The following is a 26,035-nucleotide window of genomic DNA, read 5'->3' as shown; positions in this document are numbered from 1 at the left end:
GAGGAAAACATGTTAGATATATTAGTAGTAGAAGATGAGGCACCTATAAGAGATTGGATAGCATATACTATTTCAAATATATGTGAAGATTTTAAGGTAGTTGCAAGTGCGTCAAATGGTAAAGAAGCATATGAACTTGCAATAAATTTAAATCCACATGTTATTATAAGTGATATAAAAATGCCTATAATGGACGGGATTGAACTTACTAAAGAAATAAAAAAAATAAATCAAGACATTTATATAGTACTACTTACTAATTATGCAGAATTTTCATATGCAAAAGAAGCTATAAGCTGTGGAGTTTATGAGTATTTAATAAAGTCAGATATAAGGCCTAAAGAATTAAAGGAAGTATTAGAGAAAATTCATACATGTATTAAAAATAATGAAAAAGAAGTTGAAGATAATAATAAAGAAGATGAAGAGAATATAAATGGTATTACAGAGAAAAATTACTCTAAAGCTATAAATAAAGCTTTAGATTATATAAATAAAAACTATAAAGAACATATATCTTTAAGTGATATAGCAAGTTATGTTTATTTATCACATGAATATTTTTCAAGGCTATTTAAAGAAGAAGTTGGAATGAACTTTACTACATATCTTACAAATTTTAGAATGAAAAAAGCGGAGTATCTTTTGAAAAATACTGATATGAAAATATCACAAATATCTATGGAAATAGGGTATTCAAATGCGAGTTATTTTTCTAAAAGCTACAAAAAATTTAAAGGAATTTCTCCAGAAGAAGATAGATAAGTAAATATCTACTCAATGTCAAAATATTACACTTAAAATCAAAATATTACACATTGGGTAGAATTTTAATATTAAATATATCAATATTGTTTAAATATATATCAAGAGAGTTTATAGAAAGAAAACGTTTTGTTGAATATAATATAGTTAAAGCAGAAGGGAATAATTAATAAATGAAACTTAACTACAAAAAACTATACGTACTAATTGTTTTAGTATTAATTATGATAATTGCTTATGTAAAAGAAGATAATCAAATTAAAACAGATATTAAAACTGACAAAGTCATTAATATTGGGATAATATTTAATGATGCAGGCCTAGGAGATAAAGCATTCAATGATTTGTGTTATGATGGAATATTGAGAGCACAAGAAAATTTAGGTATTGAATTTGATTACTCTGAAGCTAAAAATAAAGAGGATTATGAAAAATTAGTAAGACAATATGCACAATCAAAAAATTATGACCTTATAATTTCAGTTGGAGCAGAGCAAGAAGAAGCTATAACTAAAGTATCTAAAGAGTTTGAAAATCAAAAGTTCACTATTATGGACTCTAAGTTAGACTTACCTAATGTAAGTTCCATATATACTAATTGGGCTCAACAAACTTTTTTAAATGGCGTTATAGCGGGATTAGCTTTATCAGAAGATACAGTTAATAGTGAAAAGACTGTAGGTATTATACTAGGTAAAAATTTAGACCATTTAAATGAGGGTGCTATTGGTTTTGAAGCTGGAGTAAAGTATATAAATCCAGATATTAAAGTTATGAAGGTTGTAGTTGATGATTTTTCAGATCCTTCAAAGGCAAAAGAAATTGCACTTTCAATGTATAATAAAGGAGCTGATTATATACAACAATTAGCAGGACAATCAGGACTTGGAGTATTTATAGCAGCTAAACAAGTAGATAAATATGCATTTGGAGTAGATGGAAATCAAAATTCTTTTGCGCCAGATAATATAGTGTCAACAGCTAAGAGAAATGCTAATGACATTATATACAAAGAAATAAATTCGATAAAAAATAATACTTGGACTTGTGGAGTACATAAGTTTGGGATTGAAGAAAACGTTGTTGGGTATGAAAGAGAAGGTTCGAATGTGAACTTAGATTCAGATTTAACTTACAACGTAGAGAAAATAAAAAAATCTATAATAGAAAAAAAATTAGAAATACCAAAAACATCTGAAGAATTAAATGATTGGTTAGAACATAATAAGTATAACAAAAGCGTGTAGAGTGATATTAAAAAGGAGATATTTGAAATGGATAAAAAAGTAATTTTAAGTACAGTAGATCACACTTTATTAAAGCAAACTGCTACATGGGATGATATAAAAGTAATTTGCGAAGATGCAATAAAATACAATTTAGCATCTGTTTGTATACCACCATCATTTGTAAAGCAAGCTAAAGAGTTTGTAGGAAATAAAATGAAGGTTTGTACAGTTATAGGGTTTCCTAATGGATATAATACAACTAAGGTTAAAGTATTTGAAACAGAAGATGCTATAAAAAATGGTGCAGATGAAATTGATATGGTAATTAACTTAGGCTGGGTAAAAGAAAAGAAATATGATCAAGTTACAGAGGAAATAAGAGTTATAAAAAAAGCATGTAAAGATAAGATATTAAAGGTAATAATAGAGACTTGCCTTTTAAATGAAGAAGAAAAAATACAAATGTGCAAGTGTGTAACGGATGCTAAGGCAGACTTTATAAAAACTTCAACAGGATTTAGTACTAGTGGAGCTACATTAAAAGATATAGTTTTATTTAGAGAAAATATAGGAAAAGAAGTTTTGATAAAAGCAGCTGGAGGTATAAAAGACCTTGAAACAGCCAAAGATTTTATAGAAAATGGAGCTAAACGACTTGGGACAAGTTCAATAATAAAAATAATAAATAATGAAAAAGTAACAGGGTATTAAATTTTAATTTAAACAACAGGAAATCGTTTTTAAAATAAAACTAACTAAGAGAGGTAACTATCATGAAAAATTTATACGATCAAATAATAGAAAGTGCAAACTACATAAAATCTAAAACAGAAATAAAGCCAACAATAGGACTTATATTAGGTTCAGGGCTTGGAGTTTTAGGAGATGAAATAGAAAATCCAGTAACAATAAAATACGATGAAATACCAAACTTTCCAGTATCAACAGTTGAAGGACACAAAGGTCAGTTGGTTATAGGGCAATTAGAAGGAAAAAATGTTGTTGCTATGCAAGGAAGATTCCATTTTTATGAAGGATATAAAATGCAAGAGGCAACGTTCCCTGTAAGAGTTATGAAGGAATTAGGAGTAGAAACTATATTTGTAACTAATGCTGCTGGAGGAGCAAATAAAGAGTACAAGCCAGGAGATTTAATGATAATAAAAGATCACTTAAATCTAGGAGGAAATAATCCTTTAATAGGCAAAAATGATGATAGACTAGGAACAAGATTCCCAGATATGTCAACAGCATATACTCCAAAGTATATAAATCTTGCAAAAGAATGTGCTAAAAACTTAAATATAGATATAAAAGAAGGAGTATACGCTTTCTTTACAGGACCTACTTATGAAACACCTGCTGAAGTAAGAATGGCTCAAATATTAGGAGCTGATGCAGTTGGAATGTCAACAGTACCAGAAGTAATAGTTGCATCTCATAGCAGTTTAGATGTTGTAGGTATATCATGTATAACTAATATGGCAGCAGGAATATTAGATCAACCTTTAAATCATGAAGAAGTAATAGAAACTACTCAAAGAGTTAAACAACAATTCTTAAACTTAGTAAAAAGTATAGTAAAGAGTATATAGTTAGAGAATCAAAACAAAAAATAAATTAGTTGTACTAGTTTAGTTACTGGTACAACTAATTAAGATGTCAATTTTTAGGAATTTATCATATAGAAAATGAGGGCGAAAAGATGGCAATAATATTAAACATAATAGGCATAATACTTTTACTAGGTGGATTATATATCATATCACCACATAAAAAAGATGTTAATAAAAAAATGATATTAAAAGCTTTAGCAATTCAAATAGTACTAGCATTTTTATTAGTAAAATTTCCTCTTGGAAGAATTGCAATAGAGAAAGTTTCTGATTTTGTAACTAATGTATTAAGTTATGGAAAAGAAGGACTTGGATTTATGTTTGGACCATTAGCAGATGCAGGTGCTCCAACAGGAATGATATTTGGTATTCAAGTATTAGGAAATATAATTTTTATATCAGCATTAGTAGCAGCACTTTACTATATTGGAGTTATAGGGTTTGTTGTTAAAATCATTGGAGGAGCAATAGAAAAAGTATTAGGAACAAGTAAAGTTGAAAGTTTCGTTGCAGTTGCTAATATGTTCCTTGGACAAACAGAGTCTCCAATACTTGTTAGTAAATATTTAGCAGGTATGAGTGAAAGTGAAATAATGTTAGTTTTAATATCAGGTATGGGAAGTATGTCAGCTACAGTTCTTGGAGGATATGCAGGTCTTGGAATACCTATGCAATATCTTTTAATAGGAGGAGCATTAGTTCCACTTGGAAGTATAATAGTTTCAAAAATAATACTTCCAGATAGAATACAAGAAGTAGTTAATGTAGAAACTATAACAGTAGATAATGGAGATAATAGTGAAACTTTGGCACAATTAGAATGTGCAGCAACTATAGTAAATAGTGATGAAGTAACTATAGATAACAAAGGAAATAATAGTAACATAATGGAAGCTATAGCACAAGGAGCTGGTGATGGGCTTAATATGGCACTAGGAATAGGTGCATCATTAGTAGCCATAATAGCTTTAGTTGCATTAGTTAACGGTGGACTAGGTATGCTGGGATTATCTCTAGAGGGAATATTATCTTATGTATTTGCACCTATAGGATTTTTCATGGGAATACCAAAAGATCAAATACTAACAGCAGGGCAATTACTTGGAAGTAAATTAGCTTTAAATGAATTTGTTGCTTTTGGAGAATTAGGTCCGATGTTAAAAACTCTAGATTATAGAACTGGGTTAATGATGGCAATATCATTAACAGGATTTGCTAATATATCTAGTATGGGAATATGTATATCAGGTATATCAGTATTTTGCCCAGAAAAAAGAAGCCAATTAGCAGAACTTGCTTTTAGAGGAATGATTGGTGGATTTTGTGTAAGTGTATTAAGTGCTTTAATAGTAGGAGCAATAGTTGCTTTATAAAAAGTAAAGGAGAAATATTATGTGTAAAGAATTAAAGAACCACGCTATTAATATAAGAAAAAATATAGTTGAAATGATAGCTAAATCAAAATCAGGACATCCAGGAGGATCTTTATCTTCTGTTGAAATACTAACTTATTTATATTTTAAAGAAATGAATATAAATAAAGATAATTTAGATAGCAAAGAAAGAGACTATTTCGTACTTAGTAAAGGTCACGCAGCACCTGTATTGTATTCTACTTTAAGTGAAGCTGGATTTATACCTAAAGAAGAACTTATGACTTTAAGAACATTAGGATCTAATTTACAAGGACATCCAGATAGCAAAAGGATAAAAGCTGTAGATGTATCAACAGGTTCATTAGGACAAGGTATATCAAATGCTGTAGGAATAGCGATAGGTGCTAAAATAGATAATTCAAATACTAGAGTATATACACTTTTAGGAGATGGAGAATTACAGGAAGGTTTAGTTTGGGAAGCAGCTATGAGTGCAGCACACTATAAACTAGATAATTTAGTAGCATTTATAGATTATAATAACTTACAAATAGATGGTAAAAATGAAGATGTTATGAATATAAAACCTTTAGATAAGAAGTTTGAAGGGTTTGGATGGAATGTATTAATAATAGATGGACATAGTTTTAAAGATTTAGAAAAATCATTAAAAAATGCAAGAGAAACTAAAGATAAGCCAACAGTAATAATAGCTAATACTGTAAAAGGTAAAGGGGTTTCTTTTATGGAAAATAATGCAGGGTGGCATGGAAGTGCACCAAATGCACAACAAAGAGATCAAGCTATAGAAGAAATAGAAGCTATGAGAAAGGAGTGCTTATAATGGGATTAGCAACACGTGAAGCTTACGGAAAAGCATTAGTAGAGTTAGGAAAAGAAAACGAGGATATAGTAGTATTAGATGCGGATCTTTCAAAATCTACTAAAACAGCAGATTTTGCTAAAACTTATCCAGAGAGATTTATAAATGCCGGAATAGCAGAACAAAATCTTTTAGGTATGAGTGCAGGACTTTCTGTATATGGAAAAATTCCTTTTGCAAGTACATTTGCAGTATTTGCTACAGGTAGAGCTTTTGAAATAATAAGAAACTCAATATGTTATCCAAAAGCAAATGTTAAGATAGCAGCAACTCATGCTGGTATAACAGTAGGAGAAGATGGTGGATCACATCAATCTATAGAAGATATAGCTATAATGAACTCACTACCTAACATGAGTGTATTAGTGCCAGCAGATGCAAAAGAAACTAATGAAATAGTAAAATATGCAGCAAAACATATTGGACCTGTATATATAAGACTTGGAAGATTAAATAGTGAAGATATATTTGGTGAGGACTATAAATTTGAGTATGGTAAGGGAGTAACTTTAAAAGAAGGAACTGATGCTACTATAGTATCTACTGGACTTATGACAGCTACAGCTAAAAAGGCTTGTGAAATGTTAAAAGAAGAAGGTGTAAATGTAAGACTTATACATATGCCAACTATAAAGCCAATAGATAGAGAAATAATAGAAAAAGCAGCTAAAGAAACTAAGTTTATATTAACTTGTGAAGAGCACTCTGTTATAGGTGGACTTGGACAAATTGTTTCTAGTGTTACTTCTGAAACAGTTCCTACAAAAGTTGTTAAACTTGGTATAAATGACGTATTTGGAGAATCAGGTACACCACAAGATTTACTTGAAAAGCATGGATTAACATCAGAAAATATTGTTAACTTAATAAAAGAAAATTTATAAGATATATAAGGAGATTGAGTCATGAAAATATTTATAGATACTGCAAACATAAATGAAATTAAAGAGGCTAATACTTGGGGGATAATAGATGGGGTTACAACTAATCCATCTCTTATAGCTAAGGAAGGTAGAGACTTACAAGAAGTAATAAATGAAATATGTTCTATAGTTGATGGACCTATAAGTGCAGAAGTTATAAGCTTAGAGTGTGATAAAATGGTAGAAGAAGCTATGGAGTTAGTTAAGTTACACAAAAATATAGTTATAAAAATACCTATGTGTATAGAAGGATTAAAAGCAGTAAAGATATTAACTGAAAAAGGTATAAAAACTAATGTAACTTTAATATTCTCATCACAACAAGCATTACTTGCTGCAAAAGCTGGAGCAACTTATGTTAGTCCATTTGTTGGAAGACTTGATGATATAGGTACTATAGGAACAAACCTTATAAGTGATATAGCTACAATATTTGAAGTTCATGATATAAAAACTGAAATAATAGCAGCTAGTATAAGAAATCCAATACATGCATCAGAGTGTGCTATGGCAGGAGCTGATATATCAACTATACCATTTAAGGTTTTAGAGCAAATGGCAAAACATCCGTTAACTGATATAGGTATAGCTAAGTTTTTAAGTGATTATGAAAAACAAGGAAAATAATTTATAAAAGAGCTAGTTAATAGCTCTTTTTTTATACTTAAATAAAAATATATATTTTGCACAGATTAAGTTATTAGTTATAATAATGGTTAAGATAAAGCGTTAGGAGGATTCAAAATTGTTATTTACTATAGGACAGGTAACTAAGATGTATGACATAAGCCATGACACTCTTAGATATTATGATAAAATAAATTTGTTAAAACCGAGCATAAAAAAAGAAAATGGATATAGATACTATACTATTAGGGAAATAGAACTTTTAGAGATTATACTAATAGCAAAGCAGTTAGAAATCCCTATTAAAGATATAAAAGCAATTATAGATAAAGAAGATATAAAAGAATATGAAAAATTATTTGAAAGACATGAAAAGTTTCTAGAAGAAAAAATTAAAAAAATGATTAAATTAAAAAATCAAGTTAAAAACTCTAAAAATATAGCTAGACAAATGGACCATTTTATAAATAATGATGAAATAGAGTTAAAGTATGAGCAAATAAATAAAAAAATTATATTTTTTAATCAAAATGGAAATTCATACATAGGAACTATAGATAAAGAAAAAAGTTTGATGATGATTATAAATAAAGATAATAAGGATGAATTAATAATAGATGAAAGTTTAATAGGAGTTGAAGTTTTTAAAGATGAAACTTTTGATTATGATAGTTACACTGATTATATAGAAAAAGATTTTAATGGTGATTATCTAGTTATAACTAGAAAAGGAACTATTTCACATATAGATGAGTTTATAAAAAAAGCTTTGAATAAAATGGAAAATAAAAGTAATGAACATAAAGAAATCCTAATAGAATCTATGTTTTCTATAACTAGAAAGAATAAAGAAAATCTATATTTCGTAAAAATATACATACCAAAAAATTAAAAAAACAATTGACTCTTGAGTTACTCTAGACTTTATTATTATCTAGTAGATAAAATAAAAGTCATGGAGGGGATAAAATGCAAGACAACATAATACTTAATGGTAAAATTTCAAATGTATTTTTAAAGTTCTCTATACCTGCAATAGTTTCAATGCTTATAGCTGGTATGCAGACGATGATAGATGGTATGTTTGTTGGAAATATATTAGGGCCAAATGCTATGGCTAGTGTAAATATAGCAACACCATTTATGCAACTTATAATAGGACTTAGTATGATAGTTAGTATAGGAAGCCAAAGTTTTATGGGGCTTAACTTAGGAGAAGGTAAAGTAGAAAAAGCTCAAAATGTTTTTAAAACTTTTACTATATTTGTAATTGGTGTAGGAGTTATTATAACTATATTTGGATTTGTATTTAATAATCAAATAGCAAATGCTTTAGGAGCAAATGATGTATTAATAAAAGATGTTTCATTATATATAAAAACAATTTCTATATTCACTATACCTATGGCATTGATGTTTTTATTTGGATTTTCAAATAGAATAATAGAAAAACCAGAGCTATATTTTAAAGGTATGGTACTTAGCTTGTTTGCTAATATAACTTTAAACTATGTATTAATAGCAAAATTAGGATTAGGAATGGTTGGAGCTGCTACTGCTACTGGATTATCTTATTCATCAGCATTTTTAATAGTAGTTTGGCCTATGGTTAATAAGAAAAATATTATAAATATATTTTCAGGAAAATTTGATAAAACCTGTATATATCCTGTTTTATACAATGGATCATCAGAAGGTATAAACTCAATAGCTACTGCTACCAGTGCTTATTTATTTAATATGGCATTTATGAAAATAGCAGGTGAAGGTGGGGTAGCTGCATTTACTGCTATAAACTATGTAGCACAGTTTGGTACTTTCTTGATGTTTGGAATATCTGATGGTATAGGACCTATTGTTAGCTATAACTATGGAAGTAAACTAAATGACAGAGTAGAAAAAATTTTGAAACTATCATATAAAGTTGGGTTAGTTGTAGGAATTATAATATTTGCAACTTTATTTTTCTTCGGAAAAAACTTAGTTATGATATTTATAAAAAACAATCCAGATATATTAAGCTTAGCTACTAATGGAGCTAAAATATATGCATTTGCTTTCTTTATGAATGGATTTAATATAATAAATTCAGGTTATTTTACAGCTATAGGAAGAGCTAAGGAATCTGTAATAGTAGCTGCAAGTAGAGGGCTTATTTTTATAGTTATAGGAATAGTTGTGCTTCCTATGGTATTTAGCATAAACGGAGTTTGGATGAGTGTTCCATTTGCAGAATTTTGCACTGCTATTATATGTGTGAAGTTACTTGGAAAAGATAATAAAACAACTTATGTAGAAACCATTTAGATAAAACAAATATAAAACAATACAAAAGCTAAATATATAAGCTGTTATTATAAATATAATTTTAACTTATGTATTTAGATTTTTGTATTATAAAAATAACTATTTTTATTTAAAATATTAATTCAATAATAAATCCAACTCCACTGTGAATTTCTGTAACTAAATTTTTACCAAATTTATACAAATTTATTATAAAATTAAAAGAGATAAATAGAAACACTAAAGGAAGTGATTTTTTGAATGTGGTTGGATTAGCACTCATATTACTTGGATTTATAAATATTCAATTAAGATGGGTTATAGATAAAAAATATAAAGTAGAAAATTTAAATAAAAAATTTAATAAAGAAATAGATGAAGACAAGTTTTGTATATTTGAAGGGGTATTAAACATATTTGGAGGATTAGGGTTTGTATTAATATATATTTTTTTTAGAGAAAGCAATATAGTGTTTGTTTTGTATATGATTTGTATTATTATTTATACTTTGCTTTATCATGTTTCTAGAAAGTTAATATTTAAGTTATAACACCTATATTTATAGGTGTTATTTTTATGTTTAATAAATATTTAGATATAAATTTGAATCATCATACAAATTAGTTGGGGAAGGAAGTAGCTTCCGCTAAATACTAGGTAAAAACTGGAAAAATAATATTGTTATATTTTTATTCAGTAAAACAGATTTATTCCGTATTATATCAATATATTTAACTAAACAAAAAATAAAACATAAAAAAAATTAAGGAGATCATATGAAAAACATAAAAAAAATAGAGGTTCTTTTAGCTACCGTATTTTTAACAGTTGGTACGACGAATATAGCTTTAGCAAATGAAAAAACGATATCATACAAAGATATAGCAGGGATTACTCCAGACAATATATTCTATCCGATAGATAAATTAATGGATAATTTATCAGTGAAATTTAAAACAAGTGAAAAGGAAAAGATAGATAAATTAACTGAAATTGCACAAGAAAGACTTGGGGAAAGTGAAGTTATGGTTGAAGATGGAAAAGAAGATTTAGCTGAAATATCAATAAAAGAATATGAATTAAATATGGATGAAGCTATTGATGTTATTGAGTCTAATATAGAAAGTATTGAAAAAAATACTGATTCAAAAGAAATTAATGATAAGAAATCAGAAATTGATAAACTAAAGAAATCTGTAGTTAACAAACAAGAAAAATCAATAACAATTTTATCTAAACTAAAAGACAATTGTAATGGAAAGTCTAAAGAAAAACTAGAAGAAGTTTTAAAAATGCAAGTAGCTAAAAAAGATGCTGTTAATGACTTAGTAGAAAAAAGACATGAATTTAATGAAAATAAAAAAGAATTAAATAAGGCTAAGGTAGAATTAAAATCAGCAACAAAATCAGAAGATAAAGATCTTATAGAAAAATCAGAAGAAGAATATGAAAAGTCTTTAGATAATTACAATAATTCATATGAAGAGCTAGAAAAATCAAAAGATACACACAAAAATACAGTAAAAGAAAAATCAATAGAAGCAAATGAAAAGAAAAGTGACAATAACAATCAAAGTGAAAAAAATGAAGGTCATAATGCAAGTAATATAGATAATGTTAATGACAAAAAAGAGAATAGTCAAATAGATAATAGCGATAATATAGATAACAAAAATAACAATAAAGAAAATAAAAATAAAGAAGATAAAATATATGAAAATAAAAATAAATTACAAAATGAAAATAAAGAAAATAATAAAGAGAAAAAATTAGATAATCAAACTAATGAACATTCAAATAAACAAAAAAATTAAATTCAAATAGAACTGATAAATAGCAAATTAAAAAGCTTTCTAAAAATAGAAATTAGCATATGAAAATATAAATAAAAGTTTATATAATTAAATATGTTAAATAAATCTATTTTAAGAAAGCTTTTAGAACTTTAAAATAAATTTATTTTAAACTATTAGCAGTTTTATGTATAAATAAGAAGCAATATATGGATAAAAATATTTGTAATTAAATAAAAAAATATAAATAATGAGTTATAATAACTAAATTGTAACTAAATTTAACTAATATTTAAAAAGAGAGTAAATTATATATAAGATAGAGATGATTTTAAATAGTAATTTATATTATTTAAACATAATCATAGTAGATATATTTATATCTATGATATTATATATTTACAAAGAAAATTATACTGAAATTGGGGGGATAAAATATGTTTAAACAAATGAGAAGGCAAAAAAGAGAACTGGATATAAGTTTAGCAAAAGATATATTAAAAAAATGTGAATATGGGACATTATCTACTATAAGTGATAATGGTTATCCATACAATATAACTCTTAGCTATGTATATTATAAAGATTGTATATACTTTCATAGTGCAAAAGAAGGTCATAAAATTGATAATATTAGAAATAACAATAAAGTATGCTTTAGTGTAGTAGGAAACACACAAGTTTTACAGGAGAAATTTAGTACTAAATATGAAAGCGTTGTAGTATTTGGAACGGCTTATGAAATAGACAATAATGAAAAAGAATTAGTTTTACTTAAACTTGTTGAAAAGTATTCTCCAGATTTTATAGAAGAAGGAAAAATCTATATATCTAAGGCAAAAGATGCAACTAATGTTATAAAAATAAACATAGAACATATTACAGGTAAAGCTATATATTAGAACTTATAAATGGATTGGGGATGTATGATGAATAGAAAAAAAGTTTTAGGCATAGTTTTAGGGGTTAGTTTTATTGTGGCAATTGGAGGATATACTTGGGCAAAAATTGAAGAAAAAAGATTATCACAGACTCAACATGCCTATTTTGAAGCTATAAAAGATGATATAAAGAAAAAATCTATAGATATAAATAGCATAAAAAAATCTATATCAGGTTCGAAACTTAAAAATATAGAAGGATTTTCTAGTTTTGTAGATGGAGAATCTAATAAGGACTTATCGTATAAAACTAATAACTATCAACTTGAAAATGGAAGCGAAGTATTAACTATATCATGTCTAGGAAATGATAGCAAATCACTACAAGATATAGAGTCTATATCTTATGACTTAAAAATTAATTCTAAAAATGAACAATATTTAAATATGTATTATTCTAAATTGAAAAATGAAAAATTCAACTTAAATGTAGGAATGTCATTACAATCATTGGATGAACAAAAAAATGTTTTTGAATTATTGAATAATGAAAATAGAAAAAATGAGATGTACGAGATTTACTACAAAGTTGCAAAAAGTATAGAGGATAATATACGCATTGAAAAAAATAACATAAATAAATTTTTAGAAAATAAAAACTTTGAAGTTTCAGAAGTTAAAGATTCTAAGAATGCAGAAAGATATATTTATACACTTGAACAGGATAAATTGAAATTATTTATAACTTATGATAAAGAAAGTGAAAAATTTAAAGATGTTTTAGTTGAAAGCTATGATGAAAACTATGTTTCTATGTGTTACTACAAAGATTATACTCCCAATATTCAAGTTTGGAATAATAGTGATGACTTAAATAAACATAAAAAAATAGTGGAAAAATTAATTAAATAGGTCGCAATTATATATTTTATAGATATTATAAATAAAGCAATATTAAGTTGAGGTGATAAAGTTGGATTTATTTGTTACACCTATGTTTGGAATTATATTTTTAATATGGATAGGAACAATTATATTTGGTATAGGTCAAGCTGTATGGATATACAAAGATAGCAAAAAAAGAAAAGATAACTTAGCTTTAGTTTGGGGAATAGTATCTTTAATTGCAATGTTTACACAAGTTTTTTTACCACTTCCAATAATAATATATCTTATAATAACTAGGGGGATATACAAAAATTGCCCTAATTGTGGAGTTAGTATTAAAAAAGAGTTTAATTCGTGTCCAGAGTGTGGATATGAGATAAAGAAAAGATGTAGTAATTGTAATTCATGGGTAGAAGATGATTGGAGATTTTGTCCAAATTGTAAAAATAAAATTAAGTAAATTATAAAATTAGGGTGCATAAGCACCCTATAAATTTATATGGGGGGGATAAATGATGGACTACATAAGATGGATTAGAAGCAAAGTTGGGCATGATACCATAATTTTAAATTTTTCAGGAGTATGTATTACTAATGATAGCGGAGATATATTGTTGCAAAAAAGAAGTAGTGAAGAGAATTTATGGGGTTTGCCAGGTGGGGCAGTTGAAATAGGCGAGTCTATTGAAGAAGCTGCTATAAGAGAAGTCAAGGAAGAAACAGGCTTAGACATTAGAGTAGAGTATTTGCTAGGAGTTTACTCTAAATATTTCACAGAGTACAAAAACAAGGATAAGGCTCAAACTATATGTTATTTATTTAAGGGAAATATAATAGGAGGAGAACTACATATTGACAACAAGGAAACATTTGATTTAAAGTTCTTTAAAAAAGATGACATTCCAAAATTATTTACAAATCAACATGAAGATATGGTAAAGGATTTTTTAGAAAATAGACAGGGTGTATTTAGATAAATTATAAATAGGAGATAAAGATGCTAGAAATAAAAAAGATAAATCATGATAAAAAACAATATATGAATCTACTTTTATTAGCAGATGAACAAGAAAATATGATAGATAGGTATTTAGAAAAAGGAGAAATGTTTGCTTTGTATGACGGTGATTTGAAATCTATTTGTGTTGTAACCAAAGAAGATGAAGGTGTTTATGAAATAAAAAACATTGCAACATATGAACAGTATCAGGGTAGGGGATACGGTAAAAAGTTAATAGAGTATATTTTAAATTATTATAAAGCTGATTGTGATACCATGTTTGTAGGTACAGGGGATAGTCCTCTAACTATTCCATTTTATAAAAAATGTGGATTCGAAGTATCTCATCGAATAGAAAATTTCTTTATAAACAACTATGACAAACCAATTTATGAATGTGGGAAGCAGCTTATAGATATGATTTATTTAAAAAAGAGCGTAAAAGGTAACTGTTAAAGGTTACCTTTTTATTTTTAATTAGAAAAATTTAAAAAACAGTTACCTTTTTTGAGAAAGTTGTATATACTTAAGATATATAGTTGATTACTTAAGTAACTAACCAAATAGGTGAGGTGATAAATTGAAGTTAATATTAAATGATAGTGAGCCTATATTTTTACAGATAGCAAAAGCAATAGAGGATGAAATAATATGCGATGAAATTAAAGAGAATGAACAAATACCATCAACTACAGAGCTATCAAAGCTGTATAAAATAAACCCAGCAACAATACTTAAAGGAGTAAATTTATTAGTAGAACAAAATATTTTATATAAAAGAAGGGGGATAGGAATGTTTGTGTGTGAAGGTGCGAAAAAGATTATAAGAAATAGTAGAAAAGACAATTTTAAAAATATTTATATTAAAGAATTGTTAAAAGAAGCTAAAAAACTTGGTATAGATAAAAATGAGTTAATAGAAATAATAAGTAAATCTATGTAAAGGGTGATTATATTGGATAAGGTAATAGAGATAAAAGATTTAAATTATAGTTTTAAAGATAAAGAAGTACTTAAAAACTTGAGTATAGATTTTGAAGAAAATAAAATATATGGATTACTTGGTAAAAATGGTGCAGGTAAAACTACCTTAATAAACATAATAACTAATCAGTTGATTAGTAAAAGTGGAGAAATAAAGGTTTTAGGAGAAGATCCAAGAACTAATCCAAGCGTTTTAGAAGATATATGCGTAGTTAGAGAAAAAGAATTTTATAATCAAGAACTTAAAGTAAAAACTATATTCAGTATGTATTCAGGCTATTATAGTAATTACGATGAAAAATTGGAAAAAAAGCTTTGTGAAGTATTTGATATAAACACAAAAGCAGTTTATAAAAAATTATCAAGAGGTATGAAGACTTCTATATCAAATATAGTAGGTTTGTGCTCTAATTCTAAAATAGTTATATTTGACGAACCAACTATAGGGCTTGACCCTGTAAATAGAAGAGTTTTCTATGATATTTTGTTAGAAAGCTATATAAAAAACAATAGAACAATAATAATATCTACGCATCTAATAGATGAAATAGGAGAACTTTTAGAAAAAGCTATAATTTTAAAAGATGGAAATGCATTAGTAAATGATTATGTAGAAAATATAAATACAAAATCTTATTATATAACTGGAAATAAAGAGGATATTAAAAAGTTAAGAATATTTAAGGATTGTAAAAAAGTTAATTCTTTTGGAAGTACACAAACATATTCATATTATGGAGATATTAAGGAAAATGATATGAACATTATAAATGAATGTGGTATTGAACTAGATAGTATGACTCTTCAGGATTTATTTATAAATGTTAATAAAAAGGAGGTAAATTTATATGAATAGTGTCAAACCACATTTGAATTTTTTAATGCATAGTTATAAACAATGGATGTTATTTATAGCTATTTTTATAGGAATACAAGTAGCTTTAACTATTGTTCAGGCATATACAATGGGAGAAGAACATTTTAAAACTTTAGCAATGTATAAACAACAAATAGATACATTTGCAATATTTTTACCAACAGTTTCTATGATAACTATATCTACAAGAGAGTTTGGTGGAGCTATGAGTATAAGAGGGGATAGAATGTCTTTTATAAAGGCATCTATTATATATATAATAATGATTAGCTTATCATCTTTAGCATTTGCTTATGTAGTTAAATTTGGAATAAATCTTATGGTTGGAGGATACGAAGAACAGTACGCAGATATAGGAAGCTATCTTATAGTTTTAAATAACTTTATAGGCAATAATGGAGTTATTGTAAATTTATTAAGTATATTTTCTCTTCAATTAGTATTTTGTTCATTAGGATTTATGTTTGGAGCTATATTTTACAATCTTGATATAAAGACTAGTGTAATTTTATTTATAGGATTACCTATAATAATTACTTTTTATATAGTAAAGTTAGCATTCTCACATTCTTCACTAATTTTAAAATTTGCAGACTATATAACAAATATAGGCATGTATTTATGCGCGAAACCATTAATATTTTATTCATTAGAAGTTGTAACTATATTGATAAGTTTATTTTTAGCGTATTTACTTTTAAGAAATGCACCAATAAAAGAATATGCATACAGTAAGTGGAAAATAAGAGTATTTAGCAAATAAGATTAAGACTAGCTAAAAATAGCTAGTCTTTTTTACGCTTAGTAAAAAAATGTTCTAATAATAATTTTAAAAATATTTAGATTGAAGTGTATGGATACAATTAATCTAAAAATAGAATTTATATGTAAAATATGGATTTTATGAAAAAATTGTACTACTATTTGAATTGTAAAAACAAACAATTTCACATAGGAGGAGATTTTATGAGTAATAATGGGGTATTTAATAAAAACTTAGGACAAGAATTAAAAGGTGGAGTAATAATGGATGTAACAAATCCACAAGAAGCAATTATTGCACAAAATGCTGGGGCATGTGCAGTTATGGCACTTGAAAGAGTTCCATCAGACATAAGAAAAGAAGGTGGGGTTTCTAGAATGTCTGACCCTAAAATGATAAAAGAAATACAAGAAGCAGTAAATATACCAGTTATGGCTAAAGTTAGAATAGGACATTTTGTTGAAGCACAAATACTAGAAGCACTTAATATAGATTTTATAGATGAAAGTGAAGTTTTAACACCAGCAGATAATGTATATCATATAGATAAGAATAAATTTAATGCACCTTTTGTATGTGGAGCTAGAAACTTAGGTGAAGCATTAAGAAGAATAGGTGAAGGTGCAATGATGATTAGAACTAAAGGTGAAGCTGGTACTGGAGATGTAGTTGAAGCAGTAAAGCACATGCGAACAATGATAAATGACATAAAAAGAGTTGTAGGTGCAGATGACGAAGAACTTATGAATATATCAAAAGAACTTGGAGCACCTTATGATTTAGTTAAATATGTTCATGATAATAAAAAGTTGCCTGTGGTTAACTTTGCAGCAGGTGGTGTTGCAACTCCAGCTGATGCAGCTTTAATGATGCAACTAGGATGTGATGGAGTATTTGTAGGCTCTGGTATATTTAAATCAAGTGATCCACAAAAAAGAGCTAATGCAATAGTACAAGCAGTTAAAAACTACAATGATGCAAATACACTGGCAGAGATATCTAAAGGATTAGGAGAAGCTATGAGAGGTATATCTATTGATAGTCTACAAAGTAATGAAAAATTAGCACATAGATAATATATATAAAGTAGTTACAATTTTATAAAAACTAGATTTATTAGATTTATAGATGCTACAATTATAGTAACAGGAAAAATGTGTTTATTATTAAAATTGATAAGGGGTGTCTATATGGACAATAGGGAGACTAGTATAAATATAATTAGTAGCTACATAATCAATGATTACAATGCTATTGAAATTACAATAGAAGAGCTTATAGAATATAGTGGATGTATATATTCTGATATATCAAAAAACACAGTTAAAGTTTTTAAAATTGATGATAAAGAGATTATAGAAAATTTACTTAGTGAAAGTGAAAAAGAAGAGATAAATGTCACTATAGATTATTTAAAGAAAAACGGATTAGGACAAGAAAGAGCTAATGAAGAGTGTTATAACTTTATGAATGACATAAGCACAGGTAAATTAATTATTGTAACTTTAGAAAGTGAAGATAATAGCAACTTATCGGGATTTACTATGCAAGGGAGTGGCGAAAAATTATACAAATACCTTTTAAGTCTTATGGGAGAAAATCTAGAAAAGGATCATAACCCTCTAGACGAAACCATATATGAACTAAAGCAGTTTAGACCATATGGAAAGTATTTTAAATAAGGTAAAAATAGGAATATATTTTAAATAAACTTTATTAAATAAAAAGGATAAGGATTTATACTTATAAATTCTTATCTTTTTTTATGTAATTTTTAAAATTTACAAACTAAACTAAAGTTTTTTCAAGTTGGTCGTATTATTATACTAGGAGGGAGGTATATTTATGAAACATATAAAAAAATCTAAAGTAGCAAAGCTATTAGCATGTCTTGGAATTACTGTATTTATGGGTGTACAGTCATTTACAAGTTTTGCACAAACTCCTGCTAATAGCAATCAAGAAGCTATAGACGAAGGAATAGCTAATTTAAGCTATAACAGAAATGAAGTCTTAGCTTCAAAGGGTGATAAAGTTGAAAGTGTTGTTCCAAGAGAAGGGTTAAAAACTAATGATAAGTTTGTGGTTGTAGAACGCAAAAAGAAAACACTTACAACATCACCTGTGGATATCTCAATAATCGATTCTGTAACAGATCGTACATATCCAGGAGCGCTTCAACTTGCAGATGATAATTTTGTTGACAATAGACCAACAATATTAATGTGCAAAAGAAAGCCTCTAGATATAACTATAGACTTACCAGGTCTAAAAAAAGATAACACAGTAACAGTAGAAAATCCTAATTATGGAAGTATATCTGGAGCTGTAGACGAATTAGTATCTAACTGGAGTGAAAAAAATTCACAAACACATACCTTACCTGCTAGAACTCAGTATGTAGAATCTATGGTATATAGTAAGTCTCAAATAGCAAATGCGTTAAACGTTAATGCTAAGGTACTTAATAATTCACTAGGAATAGATTTTAATGCTGTATCAAATGGTGAGAAAAAAATTATGATAGCAGCATATAAGCAAATTTTCTACACTGTAAGTGCACAATTACCAAATAATCCATCAGATTTATTTGCTGATAGTGTTACTTTTAAAGAATTAACTAGAAAAGGTATAAGTAAAGATGCTCCACCTCTTATGGTATCAAATGTAGCATATGGTAGAACTATATATGTTAAGTTAGAAACTTCATCTAAGAGTAAGGATGTTCAAGCTGCATTTAAGGCTCTAATAAAAGGTCAAAGTGTAAGCACTAATACTCAGTATAAAGATATCTATGATGATAGTTCATTTACAGCTGTAGTATTAGGTGGAGATGCACAAGAGCACAACAAGATAATAACTAAAGATTTCGATGAAATAAGAAATGTAATAAAGGATAATGCAACATTTAGTTTAAAAAATCCTGCATATCCAATATCTTATACAAGTGTTTTTGTAAAGGATAACTCAATAGCTGCAGTACATAATAAAACTGATTATGTAGAAACTACATCTACAGAGTATTCAAAAGGAAAAATAAACTTAGACCATAGTGGTGCATATGTTGCACAATTTGATGTGTCATGGGATGAAGTATCTTATGATGAACATGGAAATGAGATATTAACTCATAAAACATGGGCTGGAAATAATAGTGATAGAACAGCTCACTTCTCTACTGTAATACCTCTTGAAGCTAATGCAAGAAATATTAAGATATTATCAAGAGAGTGTACAGGACTTGCTTGGGAGTGGTGGAGAACTATAATTGATGAAAAAAATGTTCCTTTATCAAATAATATAAACGTTTGTATATGGGGAACTACATTATATCCAAGAACAAGTATAGATTTTAATGAAGTCTAAAAAATTTAAAAATAGTCTGTGAAAAGAAAAAGCTGTAGGAATTATTCCTACAGTTTTTTTATTTAAGAATTATAAATAGTTTTATTGAAGTTTTAATTGAATTTAATTGACTTTATAGCTGAATCAATTTCTCCTTTAGACTCATTAGAGAATAAAGTTTCAAAAAGTAAAATCTTATCATTAGAATCAGTTATATATTTTTTAGAATTATTATAATTTACAATTATAAACTCCTTACCATTTATATTTTCTTTAGATATACTTTTAGCATTTAACTTTTCATTTCCAAATTCAAACTCAAATTGTTCATTTGCATAATCTTGTGCATGCGTATAGTGACTAAGTGAAATAACACCTATTCTGCTAAGATCATCTTTAGAACTAATTGTACCTATAATATTAGTAGGCATATCTTTTAAAGCTGTTGTATTTAGCTTTTCTATATTTTCATTTACTGTCCAATTTTCAGGAACTTCCATAGAAAAATTAAACTCAGGATTAATGTATTTATCTTTATTTACATATCCATAAGTAGTTATATTGCTTGAAGAAGATTTACTACACCCAACTGAAAAAAGTAATATTAATAAAATTAAAAAATAAAATTTTCTCATATTTCCCCCTTTTAAACCTTATACATATAATTGTAATTAAATGGATATTTAAAATAAAGTGTTTTTACGAAAATAATACAAATAATAAATATATCAAAAGCAAAAGGAGAATTGACAATATGAGAAAAAAGATAATGACATTATTTATAGTTGCATTGTTAGGAACAACAACGATAATAAACGCAAGTGAAAAACTTAAGCAAGAATTAATATTAGGTGGTAATTATTTAAATATATGTGATTCAAAACATGAAAAAAGAAATGAAGAATATAATCAGAAAAATACTTTAGAGAGATTTTTTAGGCCATCTAATTTACCTGTATTAAATGATAGAATAGAAAACTCTTTATATGATATGTTTGGAAGTGAAAATAATAATTTAACTATACCTGATAAGTTTTTAAAAACTCCAAAAGATACTATAATAAATTATTTTAGTGTTTTAAGAGAAGCTGCTAATCCAACGAATCAAACAAAAACAGGGTGTGGAACATTAGGAGATATGAGAGGACCTTATCCTGTTGCATATAATTTTTTATCTAACGAATACAAAGAAAAATATAGTTATAATGAGTATGTAAATTCTTTTAAAAATAAACTTCATATAAATCTAATAAAATTAAATGAAGTACCAAAAGATAAGAAAGATTTAGATGGATTAAAATACTTTGTAGAGCTAGAAGTAATTGAAGGTACGGATGAAAATAAAGGTGTATTTGCTTATTATTATGGTTATGTTTATTTAACAGAAGAAAATGGAGCTTACAAAATAAGTAATATGGCATATTCACCTGAAGACTACTTATGCGCACCTTATCATGGATGGCATTATGATGCTAAGCTTATTTTAGATATTAAATATAAAGATTGGTGTTCATTAGTAGATGGAAGTATTGAAATTAAACAAGATGGATACGAGAAAAAAGCATATTTTAAAGATAAAGATAAAAATGAATACTATGTATTATTTTATCAGTTAACTAATGGATATGATATAAAAATAGCTGATTATAAGAAAAATAAAGAAGGAAAATGGGAACTTATATATATTGATCCTAAAAAATGTTTAGAAAATAAAAAGGGTTAGGAGTTATAACAAAGAATATATTTATTAGCTTTATACTAAATAAAATGTGGCAATGGGGTGGTTGAATTGGCTAGATTTATTTATGTAATTGTTGTATCTGCTATATTCTATTTTATTATGAAAAAAACATATAAAGTAAAAGAATTAAAAAAGCAAGAGGATAAGTTAATAGTTAGTGGTGATTATGAAAATAAAAGAGCTATATTAGAAAATGAACTAGATAGCTTTTGTATGCTTACTACAATTGCTTTTTTCTCTATGATGTACTTTGGGCTAATAATAGGTATAATTATATCTATAATCTTAAGTCTTGTATATCCAAAGTTAAGTATGAACAACAATAAATAAATTAAACTTTACAAAAGCTACCTATAGTTAAGGTAGTTTTTTGTATGAAAACAAATAAAAGAACTACATTTTATCAAGTATTTAGATTATAATAAAAAGATATATTTTATTAATGTAATTGAATAGAAGGTGGGAGTTAGAAATTTTAATTTTAAAGGGTTTACAATTATAAATTATAAAAAGAAAATGAGGGATAAAATGAAAATTCACTTTAAGGATATTGACGAAAAAAATATAGAAAAAGTTAAAAATCTAAAATTAAAACCAGGACAAGAAGGTTTTATAGAGACGATAGAGGATTGTTTAGAAGAAGCTAGAGAATATAAAGAGTGGCATCCAGTAGCAATATACAATGAAGATGAAGTTGTTGGGTTTGCGATGTATGGCCATTTTGATTATGGAAATTGGAGAACTTGGATAGATAGATTACTTATAGATGAAAAGCATCAGGGAAAAGGAATAGGAAAAACTTCAATGAAAAAACTTGTAGAAGTAGTTTCTAAAGAATATGAAGTAGATACTATATATTTGAGTATAATTGGAGGCAATAAAGTAGCATATAATCTTTATACAAGTGTTGGATTCGAAGATATGAATGAAATAGATCCAAGCAATGGAGAAAGTATGTTTATATATACAATTAAATAACATAAAATTAAAAGGTTGGATTTTCCAACCTTTTATTATTTTTAGTAGATTATTTTTTAATTAAATTATAACTAGCAAGTGATAATACTAGAGTCAATGTAGCGATTAATACTGCTGTAGAAAGGTTATAGCTGATATACATTGCACTTGGACCACCATCAATTCCTTCTATAGAACCAACACTACTTACAGAACCTATAGCTATGTACATTCCAATACCAAGTGAAATTAAAATTGACATAATAGTATGTTTTTTAAAATTCCAATTATTAAACATGTGAAAATCTCTCCTAATTCTATTTTATGAGTAAATTGTAACATAGCATAATAAAGATTCTTGTTGTTTTTTGTAAAAAGTATAAATAAAAATTTTAAGTTCATATTTATTTTACTCCATAAATTTTATATCTTAGTCCATTTTTTAATAAAATAGTCCAATATATGGTAATATATTGAGTACAATAAGGAATTAAGGAAGTGGGAGCAATGAAAAAATTAAAATTAAAAACAAATTGTATAGTAGTTTTTACAATAGTTTTAATTTTAGGGATTTTGACTGGAAGAGGAGTATTAGCATGTATTGCAATTACTGGATTTACATTATGGTTAACATATGAAAATATAACTAAATTAATCAAAAGAGGAAAGCTTAAAAAAGTTGTTACTAATAAAATCGATTTATATTGTAAACAAATTAATTGTGATTACTCTTTTTGTTATATGTTGCTATTACTATTTGCTGATGGAACTAAATTAAATCATAAAGATTACATAGCTACTTTATTGAATTTTAGCGATGCTAGTTTTGAATATAAAGTTATTACTTTAATGTTTATAAGTACAGTTATATGCTGTATTGCTTATTTTTGGAGAGTAATAAAGGTTATTAGAGATGAGAAAAAAGGTATTTTATATAAAGAAGGGATAATTTTAGAAGATGGAAATTTATATAAGTTTGGAAATTTTACTTTATATGAAGTTAAACCATCTTATAAAGGATATAACTATAAAGATTTAGTTTTAACTTATAAAGATGATAAAGTTAAGACTATAAATATATATAGCCATGATGTTGAAAATTTTAAAGGATTACTAAAAAGAGCTATAGATGTAAAAGATATATAATTTATTTAAAAAGACTATTTTAAAGTATTTTAAGAAAATATATTTATTATTTTCTAGATATTTTAATATAGTCTTTTTTAGGTATAAATTAAAAATATTGTGAATATTAGTGTAAATGATAAGCTACATAGCTACAATTAATTATAAGTAGAAATGTAAGATGGGGGGATATTTTATGGATATAAGAGCTCATAATGAAAAGGCATGGGATAATGAAGTTAAGATGGGCAATAAGTGGACAATACCTGTAACTTCAAAGGAAATAGAAAAAGCTAGACAAGGTGATTATAAAATCCATATAGGGCCAACTAAGTTTGCACCTAAAGAATGGATTGGAGATGTAAGAGGAAAGAAAGTGTTATGTCTTGCATCAGGAGGGGGACAGCAAGGACCTATATTTGCAGCATTAGGAGCAAGTGTCGTTGTATTTGATAATAGTAAAGCTCAATTATCAAAAGATGAGATGGTAGCTAAAAGAGATAATTTAGATTTAAGAACTGAAAAGGGTGATATGAGAGATTTATCAAGGTTTGAAGATGAAAGTTTTGACTTAATATATCATCCTGTATCTAATTGTTTTATAGATAATGTAGAAAAAGTATGGAAAGAGTGTTATAGAGTGTTAAAGCCTAATGGAATACTTATAGCAGGGTTTGTTAATCCATTAGTATATATATTTGATTTAGAAGAGTGGGAGAAAAATAAAAACTTAGTAGTGAATAAGAGTATACCTTATTCAGACTTAGAACAACTTTCAAAAGAACAATTAGAAGAAAGAATAAAAGCCAAGGATACATTGGAGTTTGGGCATTCGTTACAAACTCAGATAGGTGGACAGATTGAAGCGGGATTTGCAATAGTTGGGTTTTATGAAGATAAACTAGGTGGAGGATTGTTAGATCCATATATAGACACATATATTGCAACAAGAGCAATAAAGCTATAGTTATTATAATGATGGTGTATTTAATATATAAAATGGGGATGAAAAAATGATATTAAAATCTAATACATTAACAGAAATTCAAGCTAGAGAAATATCCACTTGGAAATATGAAGGGGAATATAGTATTTATAATTTACCGGATTGGGATACAATGGTTAAAGAAAAATACTCTTTATGTGATGATACAAAACGAAGTAGATTTACAGCATATACTAATGAAGAAAATGATATAGTTGGTTTTACAAACTTATTGGATGAAGGAAAACAGGTGTTTTTTGGTATAGGAGTTAATCCAATATATTGTAGTAATGGATTTGGCAAGATTATTACTAAATTATCTATAGAAAAATGTAAAGAAAAATATCCTAATAAAAAGATTGTTTTAGAGGTTAGAACTTGGAATAAAAGAGCAGTTAATTGTTACAAGTCACAAGGATTTAACATTGTTGGTATAAAAGAACAAGAAACTTGCTTAGGAAAGGGTGAGTTTTATATTATGGAATATTAGGAGGGCTTAATGGAACAAATAATTCAAAACATTGAACTTCAATTAAGTCAAATTGCTAATTCAATAGATAATATTACATGGGCTATAGAAAATACAAATAATAACTTTAATTCAACTCTAATGATATTGTTAATATGTGTGCTTATAAGTATTAATAATAACATAAAGAAATTAGTAGAGCAAAGAAGCTGGGCGGAAGAAGATAAAGTAGAAGCTAAAGTTTATAATAATAGAAAACTTATACTTGCAATTGCTGCTATAGTAATATTACTAATATCATCAAGATTTATAGGTTATGGGGTAAATGTAGTATTTGAGTATATTGTATATATTGCTTTAATATATTCTATTGCAAAAAATTAAATAAACTGTATAAAAATAGCTATCTAGATGATTTAGATAGCTATTTTTTAGATTTAATAAATAATAAAAACATTGTAAAGGACAATAAAGATAAAAATAGAATTAAATTAAGATAAATTAAAATATATAAGATGAAG

32 protein-coding genes are annotated in these 26,035 nt (G+C 26.8%); 30 read left to right on the top strand and 2 right to left on the bottom strand.

Going from position 1 to position 26,035, the window contains the following annotated elements; all coding sequences use genetic code 11:
* The first annotated feature begins 9 nt into the window (after positions 1–9).
* The 23 genes from ACEXNK_RS00885 to ACEXNK_RS00775 all read left to right on the top strand — a co-directional run bounded on the left by ACEXNK_RS00885 (position 10) and on the right by ACEXNK_RS00775 (position 20,258).
* A complete protein-coding gene (locus tag ACEXNK_RS00885; protein WP_373601274.1) occupies positions 10–765 on the top strand; it encodes a response regulator transcription factor in 756 nt (251 codons plus the stop codon).
* Positions 766–938: 173 nt separating this feature from the next.
* The gene (locus ACEXNK_RS00880; RefSeq protein ID WP_373601275.1) at positions 939–2,012 is read left to right on the top strand and encodes a BMP family ABC transporter substrate-binding protein; all 1,074 of its coding nucleotides are present in this window, start codon (positions 939–941) and stop codon (positions 2,010–2,012) included.
* A gap of 27 nt (positions 2,013–2,039) precedes the next feature.
* Positions 2,040–2,705, top strand: coding sequence for a deoxyribose-phosphate aldolase (gene deoC / locus ACEXNK_RS00875; protein ID WP_373601276.1), 666 nt, complete (start codon positions 2,040–2,042; stop codon positions 2,703–2,705).
* A gap of 62 nt (positions 2,706–2,767) precedes the next feature.
* Positions 2,768–3,589, top strand: coding sequence for a purine-nucleoside phosphorylase (locus ACEXNK_RS00870; RefSeq protein WP_373601277.1), 822 nt, complete (start codon positions 2,768–2,770; stop codon positions 3,587–3,589).
* A gap of 110 nt (positions 3,590–3,699) precedes the next feature.
* Positions 3,700–4,983 (top strand): NupC/NupG family nucleoside CNT transporter, encoded by a 1,284-nt coding sequence (locus tag ACEXNK_RS00865; protein ID WP_373601278.1) that lies wholly within the window; start codon positions 3,700–3,702, stop codon positions 4,981–4,983.
* Positions 4,984–5,002: 19 nt separating this feature from the next.
* Positions 5,003–5,830: a transketolase gene (locus ACEXNK_RS00860; RefSeq protein WP_373601279.1), complete on the top strand. Its 828-nt coding sequence runs from the start codon at positions 5,003–5,005 to the stop codon at positions 5,828–5,830.
* Positions 5,827–6,753 carry a transketolase family protein gene (locus ACEXNK_RS00855; protein ID WP_445013620.1) on the top strand — a complete coding sequence of 309 codons (927 nt, stop codon included), beginning with the start codon at positions 5,827–5,829 and terminating at the stop codon, positions 6,751–6,753. Before ACEXNK_RS00860 ends, ACEXNK_RS00855 begins: the two co-directional genes overlap by 4 nt.
* 21 nt (positions 6,754–6,774) lie before the next feature.
* Complete coding sequence (gene fsa, locus ACEXNK_RS00850) at positions 6,775–7,419, top strand: fructose-6-phosphate aldolase (protein WP_373601281.1); 645 nt, start codon at positions 6,775–6,777, stop codon at positions 7,417–7,419.
* Positions 7,420–7,537: 118 nt separating this feature from the next.
* Positions 7,538–8,311 (top strand): MerR family DNA-binding transcriptional regulator, encoded by a 774-nt coding sequence (locus ACEXNK_RS00845; protein WP_373601282.1) that lies wholly within the window; start codon positions 7,538–7,540, stop codon positions 8,309–8,311.
* Between the two features lie 77 nt (positions 8,312–8,388).
* A complete protein-coding gene (locus ACEXNK_RS00840) occupies positions 8,389–9,726 on the top strand; it encodes an MATE family efflux transporter (RefSeq protein ID WP_373601283.1) in 1,338 nt (445 codons plus the stop codon).
* A 236-nt stretch (positions 9,727–9,962) separates the two neighbouring features.
* Positions 9,963–10,256: a hypothetical protein gene (locus tag ACEXNK_RS00835; protein WP_373601284.1), complete on the top strand. Its 294-nt coding sequence runs from the start codon at positions 9,963–9,965 to the stop codon at positions 10,254–10,256.
* A gap of 226 nt (positions 10,257–10,482) precedes the next feature.
* Complete coding sequence (locus tag ACEXNK_RS00830) at positions 10,483–11,520, top strand: DUF5667 domain-containing protein (protein WP_373601285.1); 1,038 nt, start codon at positions 10,483–10,485, stop codon at positions 11,518–11,520.
* Positions 11,521–11,936: 416 nt separating this feature from the next.
* Positions 11,937–12,401, top strand: coding sequence for a pyridoxamine 5'-phosphate oxidase family protein (locus tag ACEXNK_RS00825; protein WP_373600181.1), 465 nt, complete (start codon positions 11,937–11,939; stop codon positions 12,399–12,401).
* A 27-nt stretch (positions 12,402–12,428) separates the two neighbouring features.
* Entirely contained in the window at positions 12,429–13,292 is an 864-nt protein-coding gene (locus ACEXNK_RS00820) for a hypothetical protein (protein ID WP_373600182.1), read from the top strand.
* Between the two features lie 61 nt (positions 13,293–13,353).
* Positions 13,354–13,728, top strand: a complete 375-nt coding sequence (locus tag ACEXNK_RS00815; RefSeq protein ID WP_373600183.1) for a zinc ribbon domain-containing protein — start codon at positions 13,354–13,356, stop codon at positions 13,726–13,728.
* A gap of 55 nt (positions 13,729–13,783) precedes the next feature.
* On the top strand, positions 13,784–14,245 hold the full coding sequence (locus ACEXNK_RS00810; protein ID WP_373600184.1) for an NUDIX hydrolase: 462 nt from the start codon (positions 13,784–13,786) through the stop codon (positions 14,243–14,245).
* A 20-nt stretch (positions 14,246–14,265) separates the two neighbouring features.
* Complete coding sequence (locus tag ACEXNK_RS00805; RefSeq protein WP_373600185.1) at positions 14,266–14,724, top strand: GNAT family N-acetyltransferase; 459 nt, start codon at positions 14,266–14,268, stop codon at positions 14,722–14,724.
* Between the two features lie 124 nt (positions 14,725–14,848).
* Complete coding sequence (locus ACEXNK_RS00800) at positions 14,849–15,211, top strand: GntR family transcriptional regulator (protein WP_373600186.1); 363 nt, start codon at positions 14,849–14,851, stop codon at positions 15,209–15,211.
* Positions 15,212–15,223: 12 nt separating this feature from the next.
* Positions 15,224–16,108: an ABC transporter ATP-binding protein gene (locus tag ACEXNK_RS00795; RefSeq protein WP_373601522.1), complete on the top strand. Its 885-nt coding sequence runs from the start codon at positions 15,224–15,226 to the stop codon at positions 16,106–16,108.
* Positions 16,101–16,892, top strand: coding sequence for a hypothetical protein (locus tag ACEXNK_RS00790; protein WP_373600188.1), 792 nt, complete (start codon positions 16,101–16,103; stop codon positions 16,890–16,892). Before ACEXNK_RS00795 ends, ACEXNK_RS00790 begins: the two co-directional genes overlap by 8 nt.
* 203 nt (positions 16,893–17,095) lie before the next feature.
* Positions 17,096–17,968 carry a pyridoxal 5'-phosphate synthase lyase subunit PdxS gene (gene pdxS / locus ACEXNK_RS00785; protein WP_373600189.1) on the top strand — a complete coding sequence of 291 codons (873 nt, stop codon included), beginning with the start codon at positions 17,096–17,098 and terminating at the stop codon, positions 17,966–17,968.
* 114 nt (positions 17,969–18,082) lie between these two features.
* Positions 18,083–18,574 carry a hypothetical protein gene (locus tag ACEXNK_RS00780; RefSeq protein ID WP_373600190.1) on the top strand — a complete coding sequence of 164 codons (492 nt, stop codon included), beginning with the start codon at positions 18,083–18,085 and terminating at the stop codon, positions 18,572–18,574.
* Between the two features lie 163 nt (positions 18,575–18,737).
* On the top strand, positions 18,738–20,258 hold the full coding sequence (locus ACEXNK_RS00775; protein ID WP_373600191.1) for a thiol-activated cytolysin family protein: 1,521 nt from the start codon (positions 18,738–18,740) through the stop codon (positions 20,256–20,258).
* A gap of 92 nt (positions 20,259–20,350) precedes the next feature.
* On the opposite strand, the gene ACEXNK_RS00770 is transcribed toward ACEXNK_RS00775, so the two are convergent.
* On the bottom strand, positions 20,351–20,872 hold the full coding sequence (locus tag ACEXNK_RS00770; RefSeq protein WP_373600192.1) for a hypothetical protein: 522 nt from the start codon (positions 20,870–20,872) through the stop codon (positions 20,351–20,353).
* 119 nt (positions 20,873–20,991) lie between these two features.
* Between ACEXNK_RS00770 and ACEXNK_RS00765 the strand changes: the two genes are divergently transcribed.
* The 3 genes from ACEXNK_RS00765 (at position 20,992) to ACEXNK_RS00755 (ending at position 22,956) form a co-directional block, all read left to right on the top strand.
* The gene (locus ACEXNK_RS00765) at positions 20,992–21,960 is read left to right on the top strand and encodes a hypothetical protein (protein ID WP_373600193.1); all 969 of its coding nucleotides are present in this window, start codon (positions 20,992–20,994) and stop codon (positions 21,958–21,960) included.
* A gap of 66 nt (positions 21,961–22,026) precedes the next feature.
* Complete coding sequence (locus ACEXNK_RS00760) at positions 22,027–22,308, top strand: hypothetical protein (RefSeq protein ID WP_373600194.1); 282 nt, start codon at positions 22,027–22,029, stop codon at positions 22,306–22,308.
* Between the two features lie 198 nt (positions 22,309–22,506).
* On the top strand, positions 22,507–22,956 hold the full coding sequence (locus ACEXNK_RS00755; protein ID WP_373600195.1) for a GNAT family N-acetyltransferase: 450 nt from the start codon (positions 22,507–22,509) through the stop codon (positions 22,954–22,956).
* Between the two features lie 49 nt (positions 22,957–23,005).
* Here the strand turns inward: ACEXNK_RS00755 and ACEXNK_RS00750 are convergent, their stop codons facing one another.
* Complete coding sequence (locus ACEXNK_RS00750) at positions 23,006–23,233, bottom strand: hypothetical protein (protein WP_373600196.1); 228 nt, start codon at positions 23,231–23,233, stop codon at positions 23,006–23,008.
* A 209-nt stretch (positions 23,234–23,442) separates the two neighbouring features.
* Between ACEXNK_RS00750 and ACEXNK_RS00745 the strand changes: the two genes are divergently transcribed.
* The 4 genes from ACEXNK_RS00745 (at position 23,443) to ACEXNK_RS00730 (ending at position 25,898) form a co-directional block, all read left to right on the top strand.
* Positions 23,443–24,081, top strand: a complete 639-nt coding sequence (locus ACEXNK_RS00745) for a hypothetical protein (protein ID WP_373600197.1) — start codon at positions 23,443–23,445, stop codon at positions 24,079–24,081.
* A gap of 175 nt (positions 24,082–24,256) precedes the next feature.
* Entirely contained in the window at positions 24,257–25,027 is a 771-nt protein-coding gene (locus ACEXNK_RS00740; RefSeq protein WP_373600198.1) for a class I SAM-dependent methyltransferase, read from the top strand.
* A 46-nt stretch (positions 25,028–25,073) separates the two neighbouring features.
* Positions 25,074–25,535 (top strand): GNAT family N-acetyltransferase, encoded by a 462-nt coding sequence (locus tag ACEXNK_RS00735; protein WP_373600199.1) that lies wholly within the window; start codon positions 25,074–25,076, stop codon positions 25,533–25,535.
* Between the two features lie 9 nt (positions 25,536–25,544).
* Positions 25,545–25,898, top strand: a complete 354-nt coding sequence (locus tag ACEXNK_RS00730) for a hypothetical protein (protein WP_373600200.1) — start codon at positions 25,545–25,547, stop codon at positions 25,896–25,898.
* Positions 25,899–26,035: the final 137 nt, after the last annotated feature.

Origin of the sequence: Paraclostridium bifermentans, from assembly GCF_964259345.1 — a bacterium.
Taxonomy (GTDB): domain Bacteria; phylum Bacillota; class Clostridia; order Peptostreptococcales; family Peptostreptococcaceae; genus Paraclostridium; species Paraclostridium bifermentans_B.
Note: the sequence above shows the minus strand (reverse complement) of the source record. Positions and strands in the feature narration are given on the sequence as shown.